Annotated in this window: 24 protein-coding genes; 14 read left to right on the forward strand and 10 right to left on the reverse strand. The window is 67.3% G+C overall.

The annotated features are described in order from the left end of the window. Positions 1 to 37: 37 nt before the first annotated feature. Complete coding sequence (locus Pla123a_RS22195) at positions 38 to 265, forward strand: hypothetical protein (protein WP_146591133.1); 228 nt, start codon at positions 38 to 40, stop codon at positions 263 to 265. 144 nt (positions 266 to 409) lie between these two features. Here the strand turns inward: Pla123a_RS22195 and Pla123a_RS22200 are convergent, their stop codons facing one another. Continuing rightward, a complete protein-coding gene (locus Pla123a_RS22200) occupies positions 410 to 613 on the reverse strand; it encodes an excisionase family DNA-binding protein (protein WP_231956594.1) in 204 nt (67 codons plus the stop codon). A gap of 214 nt (positions 614 to 827) precedes the next feature. Here Pla123a_RS22200 and hisB point away from each other — a divergent pair, with 214 nt between their 5' ends. Both hisB and Pla123a_RS22210 read left to right on the forward strand, forming a co-directional pair. Further along, complete coding sequence (gene hisB / locus Pla123a_RS22205; protein ID WP_146591137.1) at positions 828 to 1,424, forward strand: imidazoleglycerol-phosphate dehydratase HisB; 597 nt, start codon at positions 828 to 830, stop codon at positions 1,422 to 1,424. Positions 1,425 to 1,611: 187 nt separating this feature from the next. Continuing rightward, positions 1,612 to 3,015, forward strand: coding sequence for a hypothetical protein (locus tag Pla123a_RS22210; RefSeq protein ID WP_231956595.1), 1,404 nt, complete (start codon positions 1,612 to 1,614; stop codon positions 3,013 to 3,015). 31 nt (positions 3,016 to 3,046) lie between these two features. Here Pla123a_RS22210 and Pla123a_RS22215 read toward each other — a convergent pair whose 3' ends face one another. The 5 genes from Pla123a_RS22215 to Pla123a_RS22235 all read right to left on the reverse strand — a co-directional run bounded on the left by Pla123a_RS22215 (position 3,047) and on the right by Pla123a_RS22235 (position 8,467). Then, positions 3,047 to 3,661 carry an inorganic pyrophosphatase gene (locus Pla123a_RS22215; RefSeq protein WP_146591141.1) on the reverse strand — a complete coding sequence of 205 codons (615 nt, stop codon included), beginning with the start codon at positions 3,659 to 3,661 and terminating at the stop codon, positions 3,047 to 3,049. 56 nt (positions 3,662 to 3,717) lie between these two features. Next, entirely contained in the window at positions 3,718 to 5,052 is a 1,335-nt protein-coding gene (locus Pla123a_RS22220; RefSeq protein ID WP_146591143.1) for a 6-phosphofructokinase, read from the reverse strand. A gap of 184 nt (positions 5,053 to 5,236) precedes the next feature. Continuing rightward, complete coding sequence (gene accC, locus Pla123a_RS22225) at positions 5,237 to 6,583, reverse strand: acetyl-CoA carboxylase biotin carboxylase subunit (protein WP_146591145.1); 1,347 nt, start codon at positions 6,581 to 6,583, stop codon at positions 5,237 to 5,239. 66 nt (positions 6,584 to 6,649) lie between these two features. Then, positions 6,650 to 7,150 (reverse strand): acetyl-CoA carboxylase biotin carboxyl carrier protein, encoded by a 501-nt coding sequence (gene accB, locus Pla123a_RS22230; protein ID WP_146591148.1) that lies wholly within the window; start codon positions 7,148 to 7,150, stop codon positions 6,650 to 6,652. 225 nt (positions 7,151 to 7,375) lie between these two features. After that, the gene (locus Pla123a_RS22235) at positions 7,376 to 8,467 is read right to left on the reverse strand and encodes a M24 family metallopeptidase (protein ID WP_146591150.1); all 1,092 of its coding nucleotides are present in this window, start codon (positions 8,465 to 8,467) and stop codon (positions 7,376 to 7,378) included. A 158-nt stretch (positions 8,468 to 8,625) separates the two neighbouring features. Here Pla123a_RS22235 and Pla123a_RS22240 point away from each other — a divergent pair, with 158 nt between their 5' ends. The 4 genes from Pla123a_RS22240 (at position 8,626) to Pla123a_RS22255 (ending at position 14,235) form a co-directional block, all read left to right on the forward strand. After that, positions 8,626 to 9,027 (forward strand): 6-pyruvoyl trahydropterin synthase family protein, encoded by a 402-nt coding sequence (locus Pla123a_RS22240; RefSeq protein WP_146591152.1) that lies wholly within the window; start codon positions 8,626 to 8,628, stop codon positions 9,025 to 9,027. A gap of 600 nt (positions 9,028 to 9,627) precedes the next feature. Then, positions 9,628 to 11,370 carry a MotA/TolQ/ExbB proton channel family protein gene (locus Pla123a_RS22245; RefSeq protein WP_146591154.1) on the forward strand — a complete coding sequence of 581 codons (1,743 nt, stop codon included), beginning with the start codon at positions 9,628 to 9,630 and terminating at the stop codon, positions 11,368 to 11,370. Beyond that, positions 11,367 to 13,238, forward strand: a complete 1,872-nt coding sequence (locus Pla123a_RS22250; protein WP_146591156.1) for a hypothetical protein — start codon at positions 11,367 to 11,369, stop codon at positions 13,236 to 13,238. Before Pla123a_RS22245 ends, Pla123a_RS22250 begins: the two co-directional genes overlap by 4 nt. Beyond that, complete coding sequence (locus Pla123a_RS22255) at positions 13,225 to 14,235, forward strand: hypothetical protein (protein ID WP_146591158.1); 1,011 nt, start codon at positions 13,225 to 13,227, stop codon at positions 14,233 to 14,235. Before Pla123a_RS22250 ends, Pla123a_RS22255 begins: the two co-directional genes overlap by 14 nt. Before the next feature lie 27 nt (positions 14,236 to 14,262). Here Pla123a_RS22255 and Pla123a_RS22260 read toward each other — a convergent pair whose 3' ends face one another. The 3 genes from Pla123a_RS22260 to Pla123a_RS22270 form a co-directional block, all read right to left on the reverse strand. After that, positions 14,263 to 14,688, reverse strand: a complete 426-nt coding sequence (locus Pla123a_RS22260; RefSeq protein WP_146591160.1) for an RrF2 family transcriptional regulator — start codon at positions 14,686 to 14,688, stop codon at positions 14,263 to 14,265. 453 nt (positions 14,689 to 15,141) lie between these two features. After that, positions 15,142 to 15,675: a signal peptidase II gene (locus Pla123a_RS22265; RefSeq protein WP_197528199.1), complete on the reverse strand. Its 534-nt coding sequence runs from the start codon at positions 15,673 to 15,675 to the stop codon at positions 15,142 to 15,144. Positions 15,676 to 15,893: 218 nt separating this feature from the next. Beyond that, positions 15,894 to 16,256, reverse strand: coding sequence for a TraR/DksA family transcriptional regulator (locus Pla123a_RS22270; RefSeq protein WP_146591164.1), 363 nt, complete (start codon positions 16,254 to 16,256; stop codon positions 15,894 to 15,896). A gap of 254 nt (positions 16,257 to 16,510) precedes the next feature. Between Pla123a_RS22270 and thrC the strand changes: the two genes are divergently transcribed. The 7 genes from thrC to Pla123a_RS22300 all read left to right on the forward strand — a co-directional run bounded on the left by thrC (position 16,511) and on the right by Pla123a_RS22300 (position 21,970). Continuing rightward, positions 16,511 to 17,929, forward strand: a complete 1,419-nt coding sequence (gene thrC, locus Pla123a_RS22275) for a threonine synthase (RefSeq protein WP_231956596.1) — start codon at positions 16,511 to 16,513, stop codon at positions 17,927 to 17,929. A gap of 70 nt (positions 17,930 to 17,999) precedes the next feature. After that, positions 18,000 to 18,356, forward strand: coding sequence for a hypothetical protein (locus Pla123a_RS22280; RefSeq protein WP_146591168.1), 357 nt, complete (start codon positions 18,000 to 18,002; stop codon positions 18,354 to 18,356). Further along, positions 18,335 to 19,171, forward strand: a complete 837-nt coding sequence (locus Pla123a_RS22285) for a 3-keto-disaccharide hydrolase (protein WP_146591170.1) — start codon at positions 18,335 to 18,337, stop codon at positions 19,169 to 19,171. Before Pla123a_RS22280 ends, Pla123a_RS22285 begins: the two co-directional genes overlap by 22 nt. Positions 19,172 to 19,176: 5 nt before the next feature. Then, entirely contained in the window at positions 19,177 to 19,317 is a 141-nt protein-coding gene (locus Pla123a_RS24835) for a hypothetical protein (protein WP_197528200.1), read from the forward strand. A 49-nt stretch (positions 19,318 to 19,366) separates the two neighbouring features. Then, positions 19,367 to 20,164, forward strand: a complete 798-nt coding sequence (gene dapB, locus Pla123a_RS22290; RefSeq protein ID WP_146591172.1) for a 4-hydroxy-tetrahydrodipicolinate reductase — start codon at positions 19,367 to 19,369, stop codon at positions 20,162 to 20,164. A gap of 6 nt (positions 20,165 to 20,170) precedes the next feature. Beyond that, on the forward strand, positions 20,171 to 20,542 hold the full coding sequence (locus Pla123a_RS22295) for a hypothetical protein (RefSeq protein ID WP_146591174.1): 372 nt from the start codon (positions 20,171 to 20,173) through the stop codon (positions 20,540 to 20,542). 120 nt (positions 20,543 to 20,662) lie between these two features. Further along, complete coding sequence (locus tag Pla123a_RS22300) at positions 20,663 to 21,970, forward strand: MFS transporter (protein ID WP_146591176.1); 1,308 nt, start codon at positions 20,663 to 20,665, stop codon at positions 21,968 to 21,970. Positions 21,971 to 22,037: 67 nt separating this feature from the next. On the opposite strand, the gene Pla123a_RS22305 is transcribed toward Pla123a_RS22300, so the two are convergent. Further along, positions 22,038 to 22,601: a type 1 glutamine amidotransferase domain-containing protein gene (locus Pla123a_RS22305; protein WP_146591322.1), complete on the reverse strand. Its 564-nt coding sequence runs from the start codon at positions 22,599 to 22,601 to the stop codon at positions 22,038 to 22,040. Positions 22,602 to 22,827: the final 226 nt, after the last annotated feature.

Consider the following 22,827-nt stretch of genomic DNA (forward strand, 5'->3'; position numbering starts at 1 on the left):
CTGAGGCGGACCCTGGACTCTATTCAGAGAAGAAGCGATGTCCTTCATCGAGATGACCGGCGCCACCCTCGACCGCATCATTGCCGAGGACGAGTTGCACCACGACGACCTGGCGTCGGCCGGCGTGCTCGACGGGACCATCGTGCGGATCAACCCGCAGGGCGACATCGAAGTCCGCCGCCCACAGGGCTGGGACGTCATCGGCGGCCTGCTGGGCGAGTTCGAGGAGCGCGTCAAGGGCGAGACCGGCCTCGAGTGGGCCTAAATGACGCCGTCGGGCCTTTACTTATTCTCCAGTAACCAGCGGCGGAAGCCGTTAGGTTGCCACTCTGCCGCGCGGCAACCTCGGTCCTCGGGGCTGCTGCGGCTTCCGCCGGCAGTCGCTCGTGCCGCAGCGACCCGAAACTAACTAGCGGAATCGTGGGGCTCTGCTCAGTTCGCGGACGGCCTTCGCGGGGACGCAGATCTGGCCCCGCACCTGAACAAACGGCAGCCGCCCCTGCTGAACCAACTGACGGACCTGGCGGCGCGGGATCCCCGTGCGGCGGGCCGCCGCGGACAGCGACACCGCCCCGGTGAGCTGCTGGAACGACTCCGACGGGGATTTCTTCATCGGGCACATGGCGAGCCTCCGGTGGGACCAGACGAGCAGACGAGAGCCCGATTATACCGCGCATAGCGGTGGTAACCTCAACCCCAGCCGCGGTGTCCTGTAGCGGGGGCCAATCTGCTCGTTTCCCCCCCGCCTGCTTGCTACCATTCAGGGCGGCCCCGTGACAGCAGTCGCCCGGGCGCCCCCCACTCCAATCCCGCTAGAATCCCGAAGAATGCCCGCCCGCACCGCCAAAATCGACCGCCAGACCAGTGAGACCCAGATCAACTTGGAGCTCGACCTGGACGGCGCCGGCAACGCGGAACTCGAGACCGGCGTTGGGTTCCTCGACCACATGCTGACGCTGCTGGCCAAGCACTCCGCGACCGACCTGACGGTCCGGGCCGCCGGCGACCTGCACATCGACGCCCACCACACGGTCGAGGACATCGGCATCTGCCTCGGCCAGGCAGTGCGTCAGGCGGCCGGCGACAAGGCCGGCATCCGCCGCTACGGGCACTTCACCCTGCCCATGGACGAGACCCTTGCCACCGTGGCGATCGACCTCAGCGGGCGGCAGTACCTGCACTTCGAGGCCCCCCTGCCGGCGGCCAAGATCGGCGACTTCGACAGCGAACTGGTCGAGGAGTTCTGGCGGGCTTTCAGCGGCAACGCGCTGTGCAACCTGCACATCGTGCTGCACCACGGCCGCAACAGCCACCACATCGCCGAGGCGATCTTCAAGGCGACCGGCCGCGCGCTGCGGATGGCGCTCGAGCACGACCCCCGGATGACCGGCGTACCGAGCACCAAGGGCTCGCTAGACGGCTGAGGCCCGCCGCCGCACGGTCTTCCCAGTCGGAAAACTCTGCCCCGCCTACCGCAGCGGCCGCCCCGATCGCGGCCGAGTCGGACAATAGGCGTTATCGGTACATCCACGCGCGTCGATACCCGTTAGTACGGCGTCCCAGGCACGGCCTGCTGGCGCCCAGGCGGCGTCCGAACGACTCGTGGAATCTATGCCCGTAATCTCCTCACCCCGCCGCTTCAGGACGCCAGCCGTTCTTGTGCTGTCGCTGCTCACAGCCGCCGCTTGGTCGCAGCCGGCCGACGTGCTGCCGCTGCCGCCGATCGAAGCCGCGGAGGCTGCCCTGTCAGCCGCGTGCGAGCCGGCGCCGTGCGAGTGGCTGGCCGCCGGCCCGGGGGATTGGCAGGAGGGTCCGGACTTCGAGCTCGGCGTGCAGTTCGACAAGGGCCTGTTCATCCGCTCGACCGACCTCCAGGAGCGACCCTACGCGCTGTACATCGGCGGGCGGTTGCAGCTCCGCTACACCGGCTTCGCGCGCGACCTGCCGGCCTGGACTGACTCGGCCGGCGTCACCCGCCCGGTCCGCAACCGCAGCGAGTTCGACAGCGAGCGGATGCGGCTCAACATCTCTGGCACGGCCGTGTTGCCGGAGCTGCGTTACTACCTGATTTTCGACGGCGACAGCGACGGCGCCTCGGAGGTCGACCAGCTTGCCTACTACGCGGCGTACGAGTTTGCCGAGGGGCTCGAGGTCGCGATCGGCCGGTGGAAGGTTGCTGCCTGCCGGCAGTGGCTGCTGTCGTCGCGGTTCCAGCGGATGGTCGACCGCTCGCTGGCGAGTGAGTACTTCCGCCCCGCGTTCAGCGACGGCGTCTATTTGTGGGGCGATATCGGCGACTTCTGCCACCACGAGTGGTCGCTGACCAACGGCCTGCGGACCTCGCAGCACCCGTCGTTCTCGCTGGACGACGGGTTCTGCGCGGCCGGCGCCATCTCGTTCGACCCCTGGGGCCCCTTCGGCAATGGCGACGCCGACTACGCCTGCCACGCCTCGCCGGTGCTCCGCTACGGCGCGAGCCTGGCATTGAGTAAGTCGAGCGACCGGTCCGACGCGGGCTTCCCGCTCGGCGACGACAGCTTCCTGCGGCTCAGCGACGGCACGCTCCTCTCGCAGGTCGGGGCGCTGGCGCCCGGCGTGCGGGTGCTGGGGGTCGAGACCCTCGTCGCGTCGTTCGACGCCGGCCTAAAGTGGCGGGGCTGGAGCGTCAACGGCGAGTACTTCCTGCGCTCTCTGCACGACTTCCGTGCCGACGGCGCGCTCGGCGTCGGTAGCCTGTACGACTACGGCTACCACGCCGAGGTCGGCTGCTTCCTGATCCCCCGCCGGCTCGACGTCAACGCCCGGCTGTCGCAGGTCTCCGGCATGATGGGCGACTCGTACGAGCGGTCCGGCGGCCTCAACTGGTACTGGGGCGACGGCCGGGACGACCGCATCAACAAGCTGTCGCTCGACGTCACGGACGTGGTCCGCTCGGCGGTCAGCAGCAGCGGCGCCGACCTGCTGCCAGGCGACGACGGGCTGCTGGTGCGTGCGCAGGTGCAGATCGGCTTCTAGAGCGGCCGACTGCTCGCCGAGCTCTTCCAGCCTACTCGCCAAACTCTTCTAGGTAGTCGGCCATGGCGGCCTCGATCACCTTTAGGGCGTGCTCGCGGCCGTAGACGTGGTCGATGCGGACCTTGGCGGCCTCCTCGGGCGTCAGCGACTTGTAGATGCTGAAGTAGTGCCGCAGGCGGTCTACCAGCACCTTGGGCAGGTCCTCGACTTCCTTGACCTCGCCCCACATGGCGTCGTTGGCCAGGACGCCGATGATCTTGTCGTCGGCCTCGTCGTTGTCGAGCATCGGCAGGCCGCCGACCACCCGCGCCTTGAGGATGATCTCGGGGTTGGTGATCGGCCGCTCGCTGATGACGCAGATGTCCAGCGGGTCGCCGTCGCCGGCCTTGGCGCCCGGCATCAGGTCCTGCACCCGCTTGCCGCAGAACGTGCGCGGCACGAAGCCGTACAGCGTCGGCGAGAACGCCGACGTGCGGTTCGGCCGGTCGACCCGCAGGTAGCCGGTCTGCTTGTCCAGCTCGTACTTGACCCGGTCGAACGGGGTTAACTCGATGTAGGCCTGGACCAGCTCGGGCGGGTTGGGGCCCGCGTCGAGTCCGTGCCAGGGGTGCGGACGCCAGCGGTAAAACGGCTCAGGGAACGACATGCAATCGCCAGGGGCAGAAGATCCAGGATGCGCCTACACGGACTAACGCGCCGCGACTACTGGGCGTACTCTTCCTCGTTGACGTAGGTCTCGAGGAAGCGGGTGAGCTTCCGGAAGTCGCTGTCGGCCTCGATGTACCGGACCACCGTGACCAGGGTCTTGGGGTCGACCAGCTCTTCGAACGGCACGTAGACCAGCTGCAGCTGACCCTCGACCGACACCATCACGCCGTCCAGCCGCTTCTCGACCAACGACCGGTAAGCGCCGACGCCGAGCTGGCTGCCGAGCATCACGTCGAAGGCGTGGGGCTCGGCACAGCGGGCCTCGTAGCCGAGCTGGACCGGCTTGACCGACCGCTTGGCGCCGGTCTGACGCTGGTACTCCGCGGCGATCAGGTCGGAGAACAGCTCGTAGAGGTTGATCGCCGAGATGTTGATGTGGCCGTGGTCGTCGCGCGACACCCCCTCGACGTACTTGTAGGGGAGCAGCTCGGCCAGGCCTTCGGCGATGACGATCACGCCGTATTTCTTGCCCTCGCGCTCGCGGGTGGTCATGGTCGCCACGATGCGGCGGATGACCTCGTTCATGTTCATCACGTCGCGCGAGTGCGTGTTGCCGTCGGCGTCGGTGAACTCTTCTTTTGCGCGGAACTTGCCGCGGATGTCCTCGACGCTCACTACCAGGCTCGCCTCGCCGGCAATCGCCACGCCGTACGCCAGCCAGCCGGCGCTGCGGCCCATCGACTCGACCAGGAAATAGTTCCGGTTCGCCTCGGCGTCGGCAAGCAGGTTGCGGACCTCGCGGGCGATGAAGTCGACCGCGGTGAAGTAGCCGAACGTGAAGTCGATGCCGCGGTAGTCGTTGTCGATCGTCTTGGGTAGGTGCACCACCGGGATGCGGGGCGAGCCCTCCGGCAGCGTGTCCTGGTACAGCTTGAACTTGTTGGCGGTCTTCAGCGTGTCGTCGCCACCGATCGATACCAACGCGTCCACGCCCAGCGACAGCAGCCCCTCGTACACGTTCTTCAGCGGGGCCACGCGTTCGGGGTCCTGCAGGTGCTCCTGGCTCGAGACCAGCTTGCCGGGGTTCGCCCGGGCGGTACCGATCATAATGCCGGGCTTGCTGCGGGTTCGGCTGAGCATCGGGTGATCGATCATCACGTAGTCCGTGCCCTCGACCAGCGGCTTGTCCTCGGAGAACTCGATCAGGCTCGAGTACCCGTGCTTGACGCCCACCACCTCGATGCCGTTACGCAAGAACGAGACCGCCGCGGCCGAGATCACCGCGTTGGCGGCGGGAGCGGGCCCGCCGGCGAACAGGATCGCGGCCTTCTTGAAGCCGTGCTCAAGGGGTTCGGGGCGACTCAGCGTGTTTTCGATCTTTTCGGACATGGTGTGGGTGGTTGGGGCTGGTCCGGCGGCCGGGCGCCGGCGTAGGGGGGAATGAGACGGAGGGGCTTCAGAGACCGTATTCTAGCGTCGCCTGGGCGGGCCGTTAATGGTCGGAAGCCAACGGGGCCGCCGCGCGGCCGTGGCGGGCAAACCCCTTGGCCGCGGCCCGCCGGGCGGACGGCCGCTACCCCGCCATGAAGGTCCGTTCGACGAACGTGGTGTCGATCCGGCCCTCGGCAAACGCCGAGTGGCTGAGGATCTCCTGGTGCAGCGGCGCGACGGTCTTGATGCCGTCGACCCGCAGCTCGGCGAGGGCCCGCAGCATGCACGCGATCGCCTCTTCGCGGGTCGGCTGGTGCACGATCAGCTTGCCGATCATCGAGTCGTAGTACGGCGGCACGACGTAGCCGCTGTGGGCGTGCGAGTCGAACCGCACCCCGAAGCCGCCGGGCACAATCAGCCGCTCGATCCTGCCGGGCGACGGCTGGAAGTTGCGGGCCGGGTCCTCGGCGTTGATCCGGCACTCGATGGCGTGGCCGCTGCTCTTGATGTCGTCCTGGGTGAACGGCAGCGGCTCGCCCGAGGCGATCGCGATCTGCGCCTTGATCAGGTCGATGCCGGTCACCATCTCGGTGACGGGGTGCTCGACCTGGATGCGGGCATTAACCTCGATGAAGTAGTACTTGCCCTCGGAGTCCACAATGAACTCGACGGTGGCGGCGTTCTGGTAGCCGGCCTGCAGGATGAGCCGCTTGGCGGCCTCGCCCATCTCGGCGCGGGTCTCGGCCGAGACGCTCGTGCTGGGGCTCTCTTCAATCAGCTTCTGGTGGCGGCGCTGCACGGAGCAGTCGCGTTCCCACAGGTGCACCGCGTTGCCGTGGCCGTCGGCCAGCACCTGCACCTCGACGTGCCGCGGGTGCTGGACGTACTTCTCGAGGTACACCGCGCCGTTGCCGAAGGCGGCCTCGGCCTCGGCCTGGGCCTGCTGCAGCGACGACTTGAGGGCGAGGTCGTTCGACGCGACCCGCATGCCCTTGCCGCCGCCGCCGGCGACCGCCTTGATCAGCACCGGGAAGCCGACCTCGTGGGCGAAGCGGAGGGCCTCCTCTTCGCTGTTGATCAGCCCGTCACTGCCGGGCACCACCGGCACGCCGGCCGCGCGGGCGATCGAGCGGGCGGAGTTCTTGTCGCCGAGCTGGGCCATCGCCTCGGGCGAGGGCCCGATGAAGTCGATCTTGCAGCTCCGGCAGACCTCGTTGAAGTGTGCGTTCTCCGCCAGGAAGCCGTAGCCCGGATGGATCGCCTGGACGTTGCCCACCTCGGCGGCGCTGATAATGCTGGCGATCTTGAGGTAGCTGTCGGCCGCCTTGGCGGGGCCGATGCAGTAAGCCTCGTCGGCAAGGTCGAGGTAGTGGGCGCCGCGGTCGGCCTCGCTGTAGACGGCCACCGTGCCGATGCCCAGCTCCCGGCAGGCCCGGATCACCCGCAGGGCAATCTCTCCTCGGTTAGCGATCAGTATGCGTTCGTACATCAGGCAGAGTCGGCGGGGCGTCAGAGGGTGGCGGGGGGCGGTGGCGGAGATCGCGGCGGCGTTGGCTCAGCCTTCCAGTTGGAAGATCGGCTGGCCGAACTCCACCGAGGCGCCGTCTTCGACGAGCACGGCGGTGATCTTGCCCGAGCACTCGGCCGGGATTTCGTTGAAGACCTTCATCGCCTCGACGATGCAGACGATCGACTCGGGGCCGACCTGGTCTCCCACCTTCACGAAGGGGGGCGACTCCGGGTTCGAAGACGAGTAGAACGTGCCGACCATTGGGCTCTTGATCACCGGGCCGCTGGCCGCCGGCTCTGCCGCTGGGGCCGGCCCGGCGGGCGCGGCCGCAGCGGGGCCTGGCGCTGCCGCGGCCACGGGGGCGTACCCCTGCATCGGCACGCCGGTCACCGCCGTCGGATCCGGGCCGCGACGCAGCTTCATCTTTTGCTCGCCCTGCTGCAGCACGATCTCGGCCAGATCATGCTCGTCCATCAACTCGACGAGCTTGCGGACCCTGCGGACGTCAAACACGTCGCCGCTGCCGCCGTTGGCGCCACTTGCCATATCGCTCTCCGCGTTATCTGAATTCGTAGAATTGTCTTTGGAAGCCATTTCGGTGCACCGTCGGACACGGGCGAGCCAGGCACGCCCAAGCTGGCGACGGGGAGCCCTCGCCAAACCCGAAAGCCTAATCTAGGCCCACCGCTGTGTGCAACCCCTGCCTGAGGCACAACTTGGGGCAAATCGGCCCACTCCCTAACCGACCCGCGGCCCGGCTGCCCAGCCCCTTTAGGCCAGGCAGCACTCTGCGAGCTCTTTGGGCACGTCGGTGAGCACTTCGTGCCCGGTGCGTGTGACCAGGATGTCGTCCTCGATGCGGACGCCGCCCCAGCCCGGCAAGTAGATGCCCGGCTCGACCGTGATGATCATGCCCGGCTTCAGCTCGTCCTCGCGGTTCATCGCCAGCCGCGGACCCTCGTGCACCTCGAGCCCGGTGCCGTGGCCCAGCCCGTGACCAAACTGCTTGCCGTAGCCCGCCTTCTCGATAACTCTGCGGGCCGCCCGATCGACGTCCTGACACTTGACGCCCGGGCCGATGGCGGCAATCCCCGCTAGCTGCGCCTTCAGCACGATGCCGTAGATCTTCTTGAACTTGGCCGAGACCTTGCCGGTCACCACCATCCGCGTGAGGTCGCTGACGTAGAGGCCCTCGTTGGCGCCCCAGTCGATCAGCGTAAAGTAGTCCTCGCCGATCTGCTTGCTGGTCGGGTTGGCGTGCGGCAACGCGCCACGGGGTCCCACCGCGACGATCGGTGGGAAACTGAGCCCCTTCGCGCCGAACCGCCGCGCCTGGTACTCCAGCTCCGCCGCCACGTCGAGCTCGGTCATGCCGCCGGTCAGACCCGCACGGACCACGTCGAAAGCCCGCCGGGCCTGGTCGCAGGCGACCCGGGTGGCGGCGATCTCTTCCTTGTCCTTGATGGTCCGCAGCTCCTCGACCAGCCCGTTGGTCGGAACCAGCCGGAGCCCCTCGCCCTGCTCTTGCAGGCGGTTGTGCAGCCCCAGGCTCATGGCGTCGGCCTCGACTCCAAGCCGCTCGACCTTAGCCCCGCCGACGACATCGAGCACCGTAGCCAGCATCTCGCGGCCGGGGCCACGGATCTCGACCACCAGCCCCGGGCACTCCTCCTCCAGCTGCGTGGTGAAGCGGCTATCGGAGATCAGCACCTCGGAGTCGAGGGTCACCAGCAGGTAGCTGTCGTCGCCGGTGAAGCCCGTTAGGTAGGTAACGTTCTTGAAGCTGGTGACCAGCAGCGCGTCGGCCTTGGCCTTGCGGATCAGCCGGCGGAGTTTGTCTCGGCGGGCGGCGTGGTTTGGCATGGGCGGCTGGCTCCGGGGCTGTCGTTCGGAAGTCGTTCGTCGGGAACCGTCCTAAAAACGGACCCGAGCTTGCGGGGGGAGGGTCAATATGTTGTGATCGATTGACGTCCGCAAGGCTCCACCACCGACAGCCCCGCCCACCCAGTACTTCAAACCCAATGTTCCGAGTCACCCGCGAGATCGATTTCTGCTACGGCCACCGCCTGCTCAACTACGAGGGCAAGTGCCGGCACCTGCACGGGCACAACGGCAAGGCGGTCATCACCATCGAGGCGCCGACGCTCGACAACCGCGGCATGGTGCTCGACTTCGGGGACATCAAGCAGGTGGTCAGCACCTGGATCGACGAGAACCTGGACCACCGGATGATCCTGCACCGGGACGACCCGGCTGTCGGCGCGTTGACCGAGCTCGGCGAGCCGCTCTACCTCATCGACCAAAACCCCACGGCCGAGAGCATCGCGCAGCTGATCTACAACTTCACGCGCGACGCGGGCTTCCCGATTGTCGAGGCCCGCTTGTGGGAGACCCCCAAGTGCTACGCCACCTACACCGAGTAGTAATGATCGTGGGGCTTTAACAGGGCGCAAAAAAAAGCGGCCCGGTTGATGCGTTTCGCACGCAACCGGGCCGCGCCCCCCCTGGTGTGCCGATTCGGCAGCGCCCCGTTTTGGTGGGCGGCCGCCTGGTGTTTCTTCATCGCCCGTGGCGAAGCAGTCGGGCTTGGTGACAGAGGAAGGTATCGGACCGCCGGTGCGTAGACTTTGCTGATAAGTTTGACTTTTAGGATCGGCCAAGGTTCGCGTGCGTTGGGCAGTCGTGCGCTACCTAGCCGAGCAGCGCACCGCAGTCGGCGAGCTACGCCTCGGCGGTTGCCCTGGAGTGGAAGCGTTCCCGCAGCCATTCGATACGGCAGACCTAGGCAGCGGGGCTGCCGCCGAGGCGTAGGCCGCCGGCTATGAGAGAGTCGCTCTTCGACGGTGCGCGCTCTGCTTGCTGGCCGTTCGTTAGCTAGCTTACGGCCATCGGCTCTCCTCAAGTTGGGCTCAACAAGCTTTGCCGGTTGTGCCGATCTGGTCGTTAAGGCTGAGGCTGCGTGCCCGAGATCCGAGCGCGCTGCCTCCCGATGTCTGCTAGCACGACCTGAAAGGACGCCTGCCGTGTCGCGAATTTCCTCTGCCGCCGACTGGCTGCTCAAGCTCCCAATCATCTGGGGCGCGCTCGCCTGCCTCTCGTTCTACGTGCTGCTTGCGGCGCTGAAGAACCAGCTTCTCAACCAGTACTTTGGCGTCCCTGGCGGCGCCGACCTGGGCAACCTGATCAAGCTTGCTATCACCGGTATGTTCTTCATCGGCTGCACGGCCATGGTGATGCGGCTGGCCGGACTGGCCGGCCAGCTCGGCGTCATGCACCGCCGGCTGATCGAGCCGAAGCAGCCCGGCGGCCAGCAGGCCCACGACGCCGACGCGCTGCTAGCGCAGCTGCGTGACCAGCCGTCCTACCTGCAGGGCACCTACATGATCCGCCGCCTCCGCCAGGCGCTGGAGCAGGTCCGCCGCAAGGAGACGGCCGAGTCGATCGAGGAGGACCTGCGTCGGCTCGAGGCGACCGAGTACGAGCGGATGGCCAGCGGCTACGGCATGACCAAAATCATCGTCTGGGCGATCCCGATCCTTGGCTTCCTCGGCACGGTCATCGGCATCACAATCGCCATCGGCAAGCTCTCGCCCGATGCGCTAGAGAGCTCTCTCGACGCGGTGACCGCCGGCCTGAGCGTGGCGTTCGACACCACGGCCATCGCGCTGGCGTTGTCGCTGGTGCTGACGTTCCTGATGTCGTTTGTGAAGGGCCGCGAAGAAGCCCTGCTGGCCGAGGTCGACGAGCGGGCCATCGAGGACCTGGTCGGCCGCTTCCAGCTCTACGGCGGCGCCAACGACCCCAACGCGGCCGCCGTGCTCAAGATGTGCGAGCAGGTCGTCCGCGCGGTCGAGACCATCTCCGCCCGCCAGATCGACCTTTGGGCCGAGGCCGTCAGCGAGACCCACAGCCAGTGGGCCAGCGTCACGACCGCCACGACCGACACGCTCAAGCAGGCGCTCGTGACCGGGCTCAAGGACGGGCTGCGCGACCACGCGACCGGCCTGACGGTCGGCATCGAGTCGCAGCTGCAGGAGCTCAACCGCGGGCTCACCGCCCAGACCGACGAGTTCGCCGCAGGCATCCGCGACCAGGTCCAGACGCTCGCCGCCACGGCCGCCCAGCAGTCGGAGGTGCTCGGCAAGAGCACCACCGACCAGGCCGAGATCCTCGGCAGGTGCGTCGCCGAACAGTCCGAGATGCTCAGCCAGACCGTGGCCCAGCACGCCAACCAGCTCACCCAGGGCGCCGACGGCCTGCTCGGCAACCTGCGGGGTGGATTGGAGCGGATGGCCGAGCTGCTGGTCGAAGCCCTCAACCAACACGGCGAGGTCCTCACCCAGGCAGAGCAGGAGCTGGCCAGCGAGAACCGCCGCCACCTGACCGAGGTCGAGGCCGCCCTCGGCGAGGCGATGGTGCTGGCCGCCGACCGCCAGGAGAAGCTCATCGGCCGCAGCGAGACCCTGCTCACCGAGATGCAGAACGCCCTCGTCCAGGCCGCCGGCGCGACGGTCGACCACCAGGAGCAGCTCGTCCGCCAGGGCGAGGTCCTGCTGAAGGTCGTCGAGTCGACCGGGCAGCTGCAGCAGCTCGAGAACGCCCTCAACCGCAACCTCGACACACTGGGACGCGCGCACAACTTCGAAGAAACTCTCCTTAGCCTCTCCGCGGCGATCCAGCTGCTCAGCGTCCGGGTCACCAACAACGGCTCGGGTCGCGGCAGCGAGGGACACGCCACCGGCGGCTTCAGTGGACAGGCGGCATGAGCCGTACGCAATCGCGTGACAATTCGTCGTCGGTAAGCCTGTTCCCGTTCCTCGCCGTGCTGCTCTGCACGATGGGGGGCCTGGTGGTGCTGCTGGTCGCGATGTCCCACGTGTCGCGGCAGCTGGCCAAGCAGGAGAAGCAGCGGGCCGAGGCCCAGGCGGCCGCCGCGCCCGTCGTCGATAACGACAACGCCGAGCAGCTCGCCAGCCTCCAGGAACAAGCCACCGCCCTGCGGGAGAAGGCCGAGGAGGTCCGCGCCGCCCAGCGGGCCGACCAGCTGCGGATCGCCCAGATTGAGGAGCACGTCCGCAAACTGCAGGACGAGATGCAGCTGATCCAGGCGACCGAGCTCGAGCTCGCCGCCGACGACTCCCAGCGCTACGACGACCGCGCCCAGGCCGAGCGCGAGCTGGCCCGCCTGCAGCAGCTGATCGAGGACTCCGAGCTGGATATCGCCCAGATGCGCGAGGCGACCCAGGGGCAGACCCGCTCGTACGCGGTTGTGCCTTACCAGGGCGCCAGCGGCACCCGCCGGCAGCCGATCTACATCGAGTGCCTGGCCGACCGCGTGGTGCTGCAGCCCGAAGGGATCGAGCTCACCGAGAACGACTTCGCCAGCCCGCTGGGCGTGGGCAACCCGCTGGCGGCCGCCCTGCGCGCAACCCGCGACCACATGGTCCGCAACAACTCCGCCCAGGGCGGAGCCCCCGAGAACATCGAGCCCTACCCGCTGATCCTGGTCCGGCCCGACGGCATCGGGGCCTACTACCAAGTCCGCTCCGCAATCCGTTCGTGGGACACCGACTTCGGCTACGAGATGATCGAGGGCGACTGGACCCTCGAGTTCGCTCCGCCCGACCCGCAGCTCGCCAACGTCGCGCAGCGGGCGATCGACAACGCCCGGATCCGCCGCGAGGCGCTGGCGTCAGCCGCGCCGACGGCGTTCTCGGCGGGCAGCGGCTCGTTCGCGATTCCGGAAGTCGACGGCGAACTCATTGGCGACAACCCCTACGACCCCACGGTGCTGGGCGCCGGCACGGTCGGCGGCGGGGGTGGGCGCTCGGGCAGCCAAGGGGCTTCCGAGGCGAGTGGCTACTCCGGAGCCGCGGGGCACGCCGGCGGAACGGGCGGCGCAGGCGGGCCGGACGGCGGCTACGCCGTGGGAGAGTACGCGTCGACCCCCTACCCCGCTGGCGGAACCGGCGGCGCGGGCGGAGCCGCGACGGGCGACCAGATTGGGCCCTACGAAGGCACGATCTCCGGACCACCAGGGGGCTACTCCGCCATCCCGTCAGCCGCCGATGGCCAGCCAGGCGCCCCCAACGCAGCCGCGTTTGGCCAGCCCGGTCAGACAGTGAGCTCGGGCGCAGGCCAGCCGGCGGGCGCCACGGGCGCCACGGCGACCGCCGGCGGCTCTGCGGCCGGTTCGCCCGGCGGCGGCCAGTCGACTTCCATGGGCCCCGGCGCAAGCATGGCCGCTGACGGCGGCAGCGGCGGCAAGTCGGGCGGCGCGGCGTCGCTGAACGAGAGGAGCGGCCCGGACGACGTCGCGATCCGCCGGACTGTGCGGGTGGCGGTGTTCGCCGACCGGCTGCAGGTCGGCAAGGAGCCGACGCCGCTCGCGATGCCGGGGCCAACCTCCGCGCACATCGACAACTTCGTCGCCAGCGTTAAGCAGCAGATCGAGTCGTGGGGGCTGGCCGGGCACGGCCTGTACTGGCGCCCGGTCATCAAACTCGACGTGCGTCAGGGAGGAGAGCGCCGCGCGGCGGAGATCGAGGCCGTGCTCAAACGCTCGGGCGTCGACGTCGAACCGATCCAGACCGCCACCCTGCCGAACCGGGAGCCGTCCAGTGTCGCGTGGTAGAGAGAGCGATGAGATCGAGGTCTCCGGCCAGGACTCGTTCCTGGACGTGGTGGCCAACATCGTTGGCATCCTGATCCTCTTGGTGATGGTGGTTGGGCTCCGCGTCTCGCGCGAGACCCACGACCCCACCGAGGCACCGGTCGCCCAGACGCCGGCCGTCTCGCGGGACGACCTCGTGCAGGCCCACCGCGACGCCCGCGACGCCTACCGGCAGGCGGCCACGGCGATCGAACAACTCGAACGCGGTCGGCGGGAGCTGCGGCAGCTGGATGACGAACGCTTGGCCGTGGCGGCGTTTGTCGCCGAGGCCGAGGCCTCGCTCGACGAGAAGCGCGCGGCGCTCGGCGTCGACAAGCGACGCGACCTTGAGCTGCGGACCAAGCTGCTCACCGCGCAGACCAAACTTGAAAAGCTCGCCCGCGAGCAGGTGACCCTCGCCGCCTACACGCCGCAGGTCGAGACCATCGAGAGCCTGCCGACGCCACTGGCGAAAACCGTCAGCGGCGACGAGATCGAGATCCGCCTGGAGGGCGGCCGGGCCGCCGTGATCCCCATGAACGCGCTGGCCGAAGAGGCCATGAGCCACATGGAAGAGAACGTCTGGAGGCTGCAGTCGCGAGACAAGATCAACGTCTGGGCAGGCCCAATCGACGGCTTCCGCTTGGTGTGCCACCTCCGCAAGGCGTCGTTCATCACGCCATCGGGTCAGCAGGCGGCAATGCCCCGGCTTGTCGCGGCGACCGTCATGCCAGAACCCGGCATGCAGGGCGAGCCGATCATCGCAGAGACCCTCGAAAACACGCGGCTTATCCAGTTCGTCAAAACGCAACCGAAGACGACCACCGTGACCATTTGGACCTACGACGACAGCTTCGAGGAGTACGGCGTCCTAAAACGCAAGCTGTACGAACTAGGCTACCCGACCGCGGGCCGCCCGCTGCCCGAGGGCGCGCCCATCATGAGCGCAGCCTCCGGCACCCGAGCGTCGGCGCAGTAGCCCAGCGAGCACCGGCCCGGCTGCCAATCAGTTGGTGGTCAGCGACGCCGGCGCCTGGTGTGCTTTCAGTAGATCGACAAGCCGCACCGCCCGGAGCTGCTCGCGGACGCCCTGGGCGATTCCGCTGAAGGTCTCCATGAGGGTCTCGCGTGCGTTGTCCGGCATCTCGTCGAGTGGCGGCACGCTGGCGATCAGCGGGCTGTCGACCGCCTCGAAAATATCTTCGAGGGTGATCTCGTCCGTGGAACGGGCCAAGCGGTAGCCGCCCTCGACGCCGCGCACCGACCTCAAGATGCCACTGTTGACCAGGTCACGGAGAATCTGCAGCAAGAACCGCTCGGGCATGCGTCCCTCGCGGGCCAACCGGTTGCAGGGTACCGGCCCCTCTCCCTCGTAGACCGACAGTTGCAGCAGGGCCTGCACCGCGTAGGTAACCGTGCGTGACACTTTCATCACGTTCCTCCCGCTAGAGTACGGAATGCCCCGAAAATATTGGGTCGGTGAGACCCGACGCGTGTCTCGACCGTTGGGCGGGCTCTGCGATGCAGAGCTAACGCACCGGCCATGGGCGCAATGCGAGACTAGAGCCTCGATTCCGCGACCGCCTCGTGTGAAAAGAATCCAGGAGCAGACGAAGGTCAGGACGATCGCGTTTTTTGAACTCGGCGGCTGGTGAGTCTCGCCGCCCGACGCCCTCTATGAAACATAGTCGGGTCCGCCTGTCAATTTGCTTTGCGCCAACCTGCGCCCGATTTGGGGTGTGATACCGCCAACCGGGCGGGTCCGTAACGGAGCCAACGGCCACGGGCTCGACGCGATCTCACCGACGTAAGCCACGAAACCCACGGGCATTACGGAGATTTCAGAACGACCAGCCCGTGGCGGGTCACAGGGCTAATGGAGGCCCTAGTCTTTTACTGGCGGTTTCTCGCCATCGGGGGTGAGCATCGCCCTCAGGAACAGCACCCCGGCCCCCACGACCAGAAACGAGTCGGCCACGTTGAAGTTGGGCCAGATCAGCCGCTGGGAGGGGTTCGAGTAATTCCAGCACAGCAGGATGAAGTCTCGCACGGCGTAGACCGGTTGCCCCGCCCGGGCGGGATCGAAGGGCCCCCACGCCAGGCCGTGCAGACCGAGGCGGTCGAAAAGGTTGCCGAGAATCCCCCCCATCACAAAGGAAAGGGTGACGCACAGGATCTTGTCCGCCGCCGCCTTGTAGGCAAACAACCAGACGACGATGGCAACCGCCGCGATGACGCTGAAGCCGGCGAGCCAGAGCTGGCCACCTTGCCCCATCCCAAACAGGCCGCCCTCGTTGAGCGCGAGCTGAAAGCCCGCGTAGTCCGGCAAAAGCCAGGCTTCTTGGTGGGGCGCCATTTGGCTAAACGCTAGCTGCTTACTGGCCAGATCGGCGAGGGTCGCCAGCACGGCGAGGACCACGAACAGGACAATCCGGCTTGGCGGCACGACGGGCATAGGATCGGCGGCCAATGCAGTGACCAGGTTGGTGGTGAGTGGGACGCCTGCCGCCGCACGGGTACGGCAGGGCCGCCCGTTTTACCAAAAACCTCTAGATCGCCGAAGCGCAGTTCAAGTGGGGGCAGGCGCACACGCGCCGTCCTGAGCAGCCGACTAGAAGAGAGCCGAGGCCAACCGCGTCAGCCGGACTCGCGGGCCGAGGCGCACTTAACGCACAGCGGGGCGAAAGGGAGTGCATTGAGCCGCGTCTTGGGGATCACCCCGCTGCAGTCGTCGCACTTGCCGTAGGCGCCCTCCTCGATGCGGACCAGGGCGTTCTCAATCTCGGTGAGAGCTTCGCCTTCGGTCTCCATGAGGGAGAGCGTAAACTCCTGCTCGAAGTTGTCGCTCCCTAGTTCAGCCATGTGGATGGGCATCGAATGGCCTTCGCCATCGCCGCCCTTGCGTAAGGCGGCGTTCTCCATGGCGTTGACGTCCCCCCGCAAACGGGCCCGCAGGGCAAGTAGCTTCTGTTTGTAGAGTTCCAGGTCCGCTGTCTTCATCTGGCGTCGTATTCCTAAACCATTCGGAAGCAAACCGCCCGCTGCATGATCAGGCGTGTGGCATAGATTTTCTATCTTAATCAGGGGCAAAATCTGGGTCTAGGTTCTGGGTTGGGGCCGGTTAGGTTGTCCCTGCCGAAAAGGTGGGCTAATATGGCCGTAAACCCGTAGACGATATGACTTTAGCCGGCCGGCGCCGGCGGGGCGCAAGCAGCCGCCTTTCTCCGCATTGTCTGCCTGAAGGAAACCAGATCTTGGCCGCCGCCCCTACCACCACCAGCACCCGGGTCGCCTACCAGCAGTGCATTATGCCCGGTTGCGGCGCGAGCTACGGCGTCGAGGAGGTCCGCACCAGCTGCGACGCGTGCGGGGCATTGCTAGACGTCCGGTACGACTGGGACGCCCTGCCCGTGCCCGACAGCCTGAAGTGGTTCGAGCAAAAATGGTCGCGCCGCAACGAGCCGCTCGCCAAGAGCGGCGTCTGGCGGTTCCACGAGCTGCTGCCGTTCGCCCCCCCCGAAAAGGTGGTCACGATCGGCGAGGGGCAGACCCCGCTCATCCAGACCGACGGCGTCGGCGACTACATCGGCATGGGCCGCGGCAACCTGTTCCTGGAGTACGAGGGGATGAACCCCTCGGGCAGCTTCAAGGACAACGGCATGACCGCCGCCTTTACCCACGCCCACACGGTCGGCGCCCGGCGGGCCGCCTGCGCATCGACCGGCAACACCAGCGCGTCGCTCGCGCTGTACTGCTGCAGCAGCAAGCTGATGCAGGCGGTGATCTTCATCGGCAGCGGCAAGATCAGCTACGGCAAGCTGTCGCAGGCGCTCGACTACGGCGCACTGACCGTGCAGATCGCCGGCGACTTCGACGACGCCATGCAGCGCGTGCAGCAGGTCAGCAAGCAGCTCGGCATCTACCTGGTAAACAGCGTCAACCCGTTCCGGCTCGAGGGTCAGAAGACCATCATGCTGCGGGTGCTGGAGAGCCTCAACTGGGAAGTCCCCGACTGGATCGTGGTGCCGGGCGGCAACCTCGGCAACTCGAGCTCGTTCGGTAAGGCGTTCTACGAGCTCAAGCAGCTCGGCCTGATCGACCGCGTGCCGCGGCTGGCGGTGATCAACGCCGCCGGCGCGAACACGCTGCACCAGCTCTACGAGAAGCGCGGCCTCCGCTGGAACGGCGGCCAGCCCGACCAGAAGATCATCGACGGCTACGCCGCCGAGCTCGACTCGGGCGGCAAGCGGGCCGACACCATCGCCAGCGCCATCGAGATCAACCGCCCGGTCAATCTCGAGAAGTGCCTGCGGGCGCTCGAGTGGATGGACGGCGTCGTCCGCGAGGTGACCGACCAGGAGATCCTCGACGCCAAGGCCCAGGTCGGCGCGAGCGGCATGGGCTGCGAGCCCGCCAGCGCGGCCAGCGTCGCCGGCGCGAAGCAGCTCCGCGAGGAGGGCGTCATCGACCCCGACGCCCGCGTGGTCTGCATCCTTACCGGCCACCAGCTCAAGGACCCCACCGCCACGGTCGCCTACCACACGGCCGACCAGGAGGAATTCAACCGGGTGCTCGGCAGCCGCGGCGTCAGCCGGGCCGAGTTCGCCAACCGCGCCGTGCAGGTCGAGAACGACCTCGACGAGATCGTCCGGGCGATCCAGCTCAACAGCTGACGGCCCATCGGCCTGCCATGAGTCGCGTGCTGACGACGCGACTCACGCCTTTCAAGTCTGCGGATTTCTGATGGACATCTTCTCCTGCCTGGCCCTGCTGATGGCGGCCGCGTTCATCGTGTCGGCGTTCAACCCGCAGCGTGTGGCGAACCCGACGCGGCACCGCATCGCGCTCAATCTGCTGCTCGCCTTCCTCGTGCTCTACTGCGGCGTACCCGCCATCCCAGAGTTGGGGCCGCTGGTCGAGAAGGTGACCCGCCCGTGCGGCGTGGCGTCGCTGTTCCTGGGGCTGCGCGTGATGTGCTCGATCCCGTCGAAGAAGGCCGCCCGCGTGCAGTCCGCAGCCGCCGAGCCAGCCGACCCTGTGCTGTCGGCAACCAAAAACGCGATGAAGGACGAACGACCATGCCCGGAACAGGTTGCTTAGGACGTCGCGGCGCTCGCCCTCCATGGCTTGCTTGGTGGACAGCGGCGTTGCTCGCGGCGGCGTTGCCCGGCGTCGGCCAGGCAGCCGACGACGGCTTCCAGCAGCTGTTCGACGGCAAGACGCTCACCGACTGGCAGGGCGACGCCCCCTACTGGAGCGTCCGCGACGGCGCGATCCTCGGCCAGATCACGCCCGAGACCCGCATCACCAAGAACCGCTTCCTGGTCTACCAGGGCGAGCTGCCCGCCGACTTCGAGCTGGTGGCCGAGTACCGCATCTCGCCCCAAGGAAACAGCGGCGTCAACTACCGCAGCGAGCCGGTCGACGGCGTCGACTTCGTCGCCCTCGCAGGCTACCAGTGCGACATCGACGGCCCCTTGAATTACACCGGCAGCAACTACGAGGAACGCCGCCGCACGACACTCGCCCGCGTCGGCGAGTCGGTCGTGGTCCCGCCGTCCGATGCCGCCGCGGAACCGGGCCGCGTCGATGCGAACGCGTGGACGCTGCGGGAGGTCACCCCCCTGCCCCACTCAGCAGACGAGCTGCGCGACAATATCCGGCGGGACGACTGGAACGAGGTGCGGATTGTCGCCCACGGCAACCGGCTCGAGCACTACCTCAACGGCGTGCTGACCAGCCGCGTCGAGGACAACGACCTCGAGAACCGCCGCCTCGACGGCAGGCTCGGCGTGCAGGTCCACGTCGGGCCGCCGATGACCGTCGAGTACCGCGTGATCAAGGTGCGTCCGCTGCACGGCGACTCCGACCCACCGCAGGCCGAGACCTCAAACGAGGGACGCCGAACAAAGTGACTGGCATGAAGAAGTACCGGATCCGCTACGTCGGCGGCGCACTTGGCCTCATCTGGATTACGATCCTCTCGATGACGGTCGTGCTGATTCCCCTAGCAATCGTCACGCTGCTTCAGGACCTAGAGATTGTCGAGCGAAACAGCTAATCTCTCGACTCGGGATACTCGTAAAACTCCGGCAGCGAGCGGGCACATCATGGCGGTCAAAACCATCATCCACGGCGCCGGCGGGCGGATGGGCCAGCGGCTCATCGCGGTCGGCTCGCAGGACGCCGACATCCAGTTGGTCGGCGCAGTCGACTCCGAGCACTCCAGCCACCTCGCCAAGGACGCCGGCGAACTGGCCGGGGTCGGCACACTCAACCTGCCGGTCAGCTCCGACTACCCCGACGACTGCGACGCGGTGATCGACTTCTCGGTCCCCGAGGCGACCGACGCCCTGGTCGACCAGTGCGTCAAGCGCGGCTGGCCGCTGGTGTTCGCCACCACGGGCCTGTCGGACGAGCAGGAGCAGCGGATCCGGTCGGCCGCGGAGGTGATCCCGATCGTCAAGGCGGCCAGCATGAGCGCCACGGTCAACCTGACGATGAAGCTCAGCGAGATCGCCGGCCGCACGCTCAAGAACCACAGCTCGGGCGTGGACGTCGAGATCATCGAGCGGCACCACCGCTTCAAGGAGGACGCGCCGAGCGGCACCGCGCTCGCCTTCGGCCGCATCATTGGTGAGGCAATGGGGGTCAGCGGCGAGACCCACGGCCGCAGCGGCCGCCCCGGCCAGCGGCCCCGCAACGAGATCGGCTACCACGCGGTCCGCACCGGGGACAACCCGGGCGAGCACACCATCGTGTTCGGCCTGCTCGGCGAGACCATCGAGCTGAAGGTCGCCGCGAGCAACCGCGACTGCTACGCCACTGGGGCGTTCACGGCCGCCAAATGGCTCGAGGGAAAGCCGGCCGGCCTGTACGACATGCAGGATGTGCTGGGGCTGAGGTAGCGGTTTATGGCCAAGTGCGACGAAGGCTACCTGTGCGAGGTCTGCGGCAGTGACGTCGGCGCGATGACCGACTCGGACCTCTACCTGCGGTACGTCATCGGCCGGGTCGACCCGGAGGTGCTGCACACCTCGCCGGAGCGTCACCTGCGGTGCGTGCCGGGCCTGGCGCAGTACATCGTCGACGAGAAGTTCCCGCCGGTCGCCTGCGAAGGGGCGTTCGACAAGCGGCAGCTCGACCCTGAGTTTGTTCGTGGCGAAGAGGACCTTGTGACCCGCGGCTGGCGGCGGCTGCGTGAGCTGGCCCACGCCGACCTGCCGATCAAGGACTACCCGCTCGAAGAAGTCCGGGCGGCGATGCGCGAGCGGTACGGGGACTAGGGTCTCGCAAGTTTGGCCCCAGCCCTGGCGGGGTGGTCCGCCCGAACTTGCGGACGGATCGTTGCCGGCACGCCGAATTCCCCTTTCCCTCGGCGACGGTTTGCCCTGATAATCCGCGGCATGTCCGACGAGCCCACCCACCAGTCAAGAGTCGCCCCCTCCTCGACCCGTGTGGAGGGCGAGCTCCCGCCGCTGATGCGTGACCGAGCGTTCTGGGGGATGAACTTCACCCAGTTCCTCGGCGCGTTCAACGACAACCTGTTCAAGCAGCGGCTGCTGCTCTTGGCGACGCCCGGCGCGGCCGAGGCGGGCGAGGACAAGCAGTGGATTGCGCTGGCGGTGATGGCCGCGGCGTTCCTGCTGTTCTCGGGCTTCGCCGGCTGGCTGGCCGACCGCACGGTCAAGCGGAAGCTGATCATCGGCTCGAAGGTCGCCGAGATCGCCGTGATGGCGCTCGGCCTGGCCGGCTTCTTCTACTACGACACCTTCGGCCTGACCGGCCTGATGCTGATCCTGTTCCTGATGAGCGTGCAGAGCGCGTTCTTCGGGCCGCCCAAGTACGGCATCCTCCCCGAGATGCTGCACGACCACGACCTGCCGAAGGCCAACGGCCTGTTCCTGATGTTCACGTTCCTGGCGATCATCTTCGGCACGGCGCTGATCGCCCTGTTCGGGACCGACCCCGCGACCGCCTGGCGGGTCGGCGTGCTGTGCATCGTCGTGGCGGTGATTGGTACGCTCACCTCGACGCTGGTGCGTCCGACCGGCGTGGCCAACCCCGGCGCGCCGCTCAAGCCGTCCGACCTGTTCGTGCCGCCCGAGATGATCCGCCTGGTGATGCGCGACAAGCAGCTGCTCTTGGCGCTGATCGTCACCAGCAGCTTCTGGATGCTGGGGGGTATGGTGCAGTCGGGCGTGAACTCGCTCGGCAAGACCCAACTCGGCCTGGGGTCCAGCACCAGCATCCTGACCGCGATGCTGGGAGTCGGCATCCCGATTGGATGCGTGGTGGGCGGCAAGCTGTCTCAAGACCGCATCAACCCGCGGGTGGTGGTCACCGGCGCGGTCGGCATCGTGATCACGCTGGTGCTGCTGAGCCTGCCGGGCGGGCCACAGAACCACCTGCTCGGCTTCTGGGGCAGCGTGCCTGTGCTGATCATACTCGGCTTCTGCACCGGCATGTTCGTGGTGCCGATCCAGGTCTCGCTGCAGGTGCGGCCGCCGGCCGAGGACAAGGGCCGGATGATCGCCCTGATGAACCAGGTCAACTGGGTCGGCATCCTGCTCGGCGCGCTGCTGTTTGGGCTGGTGATGGGGCTGCTCGAGGACTACGACCTGCCTCGGAACCTCGTCTTCCTGTCGACCGCGGCGATCATGCTGCCGATCGCGTTGTTCTACCGCCCCGAAGAGCTGCAGCTCGGCGAGTAGTTGCAAAAAAAAGGCGCCCGCGGTTAGGCGGGCGCCGTAGTGTGTTGGAATTAGGCGAGGCTCGCTTCTACGCGGTCTGCTCCTCGTGGACGCCCTCGGCGAACTCCTCGACCATCTTGCGGCAGAAGGCCGGCAGGTCGTTCGGGTTGCGGCTGGTGACCAGCCCGTTGTCGCACACGCACTGCTTGTCGACCCACTCGGCGCCCGCGTTGACCAAGTCAGTCTTGACACTCGGCCACGAGGTTACCTTGCGGCCCTCGACCACGTCGGCCTCAACCAGCAGCCACGGGCCGTGGCAGATCGCGGCGACCGGCTTGCCCTGCTTGAAGAAGTCGCGGACGAAATCAACCGCGCACTCATTCACCCGCAACGCGTCCGGATTAAAGACGCCGCCCGGCAGGACCAGCGCGTCGTATTCTTCGGCGCTGACCTCGTCGATCGTTTTGTCGACCTCGAAGGTGTCCCCCTTCTGATCATGGTGAACGCCCTGAATCGGGTCTGACTCCAGCGAAACCAGGTGCACCTCGGCTCCCGCGGCGTTGAGCGCGTCGCACGGCTGCTCCAGCTCGACCTGCTCGACGCCGTCGGTCGCTAGCACGGCGATCCTCTTGCCAGATAGTTTGTCGCTGATCTTCTTGGTCACTTTCCTAACCTCCGAATCGACTAGTCCTTCTGGGGGCGCCGCTCACACGAGGGCGATCAAACCACCGCTTCTCACCGTGCGTATTGTAGCAACCCGCATGCCACAAGCACCGCAGGGGCCGAAACGCCGTTTGTTGACTCTCCCCCGTTGCTTGCCTACCTTGCAGGGGCGGAGCCGCCTCGTCACTCACTCTCCGCCCCCCGGAACAGCCCCC

The sequence above is a fragment of the Posidoniimonas polymericola genome (assembly GCF_007859935.1).
GTDB classification, from domain to species: Bacteria; Planctomycetota; Planctomycetia; order Pirellulales; family Lacipirellulaceae; genus Posidoniimonas; species Posidoniimonas polymericola.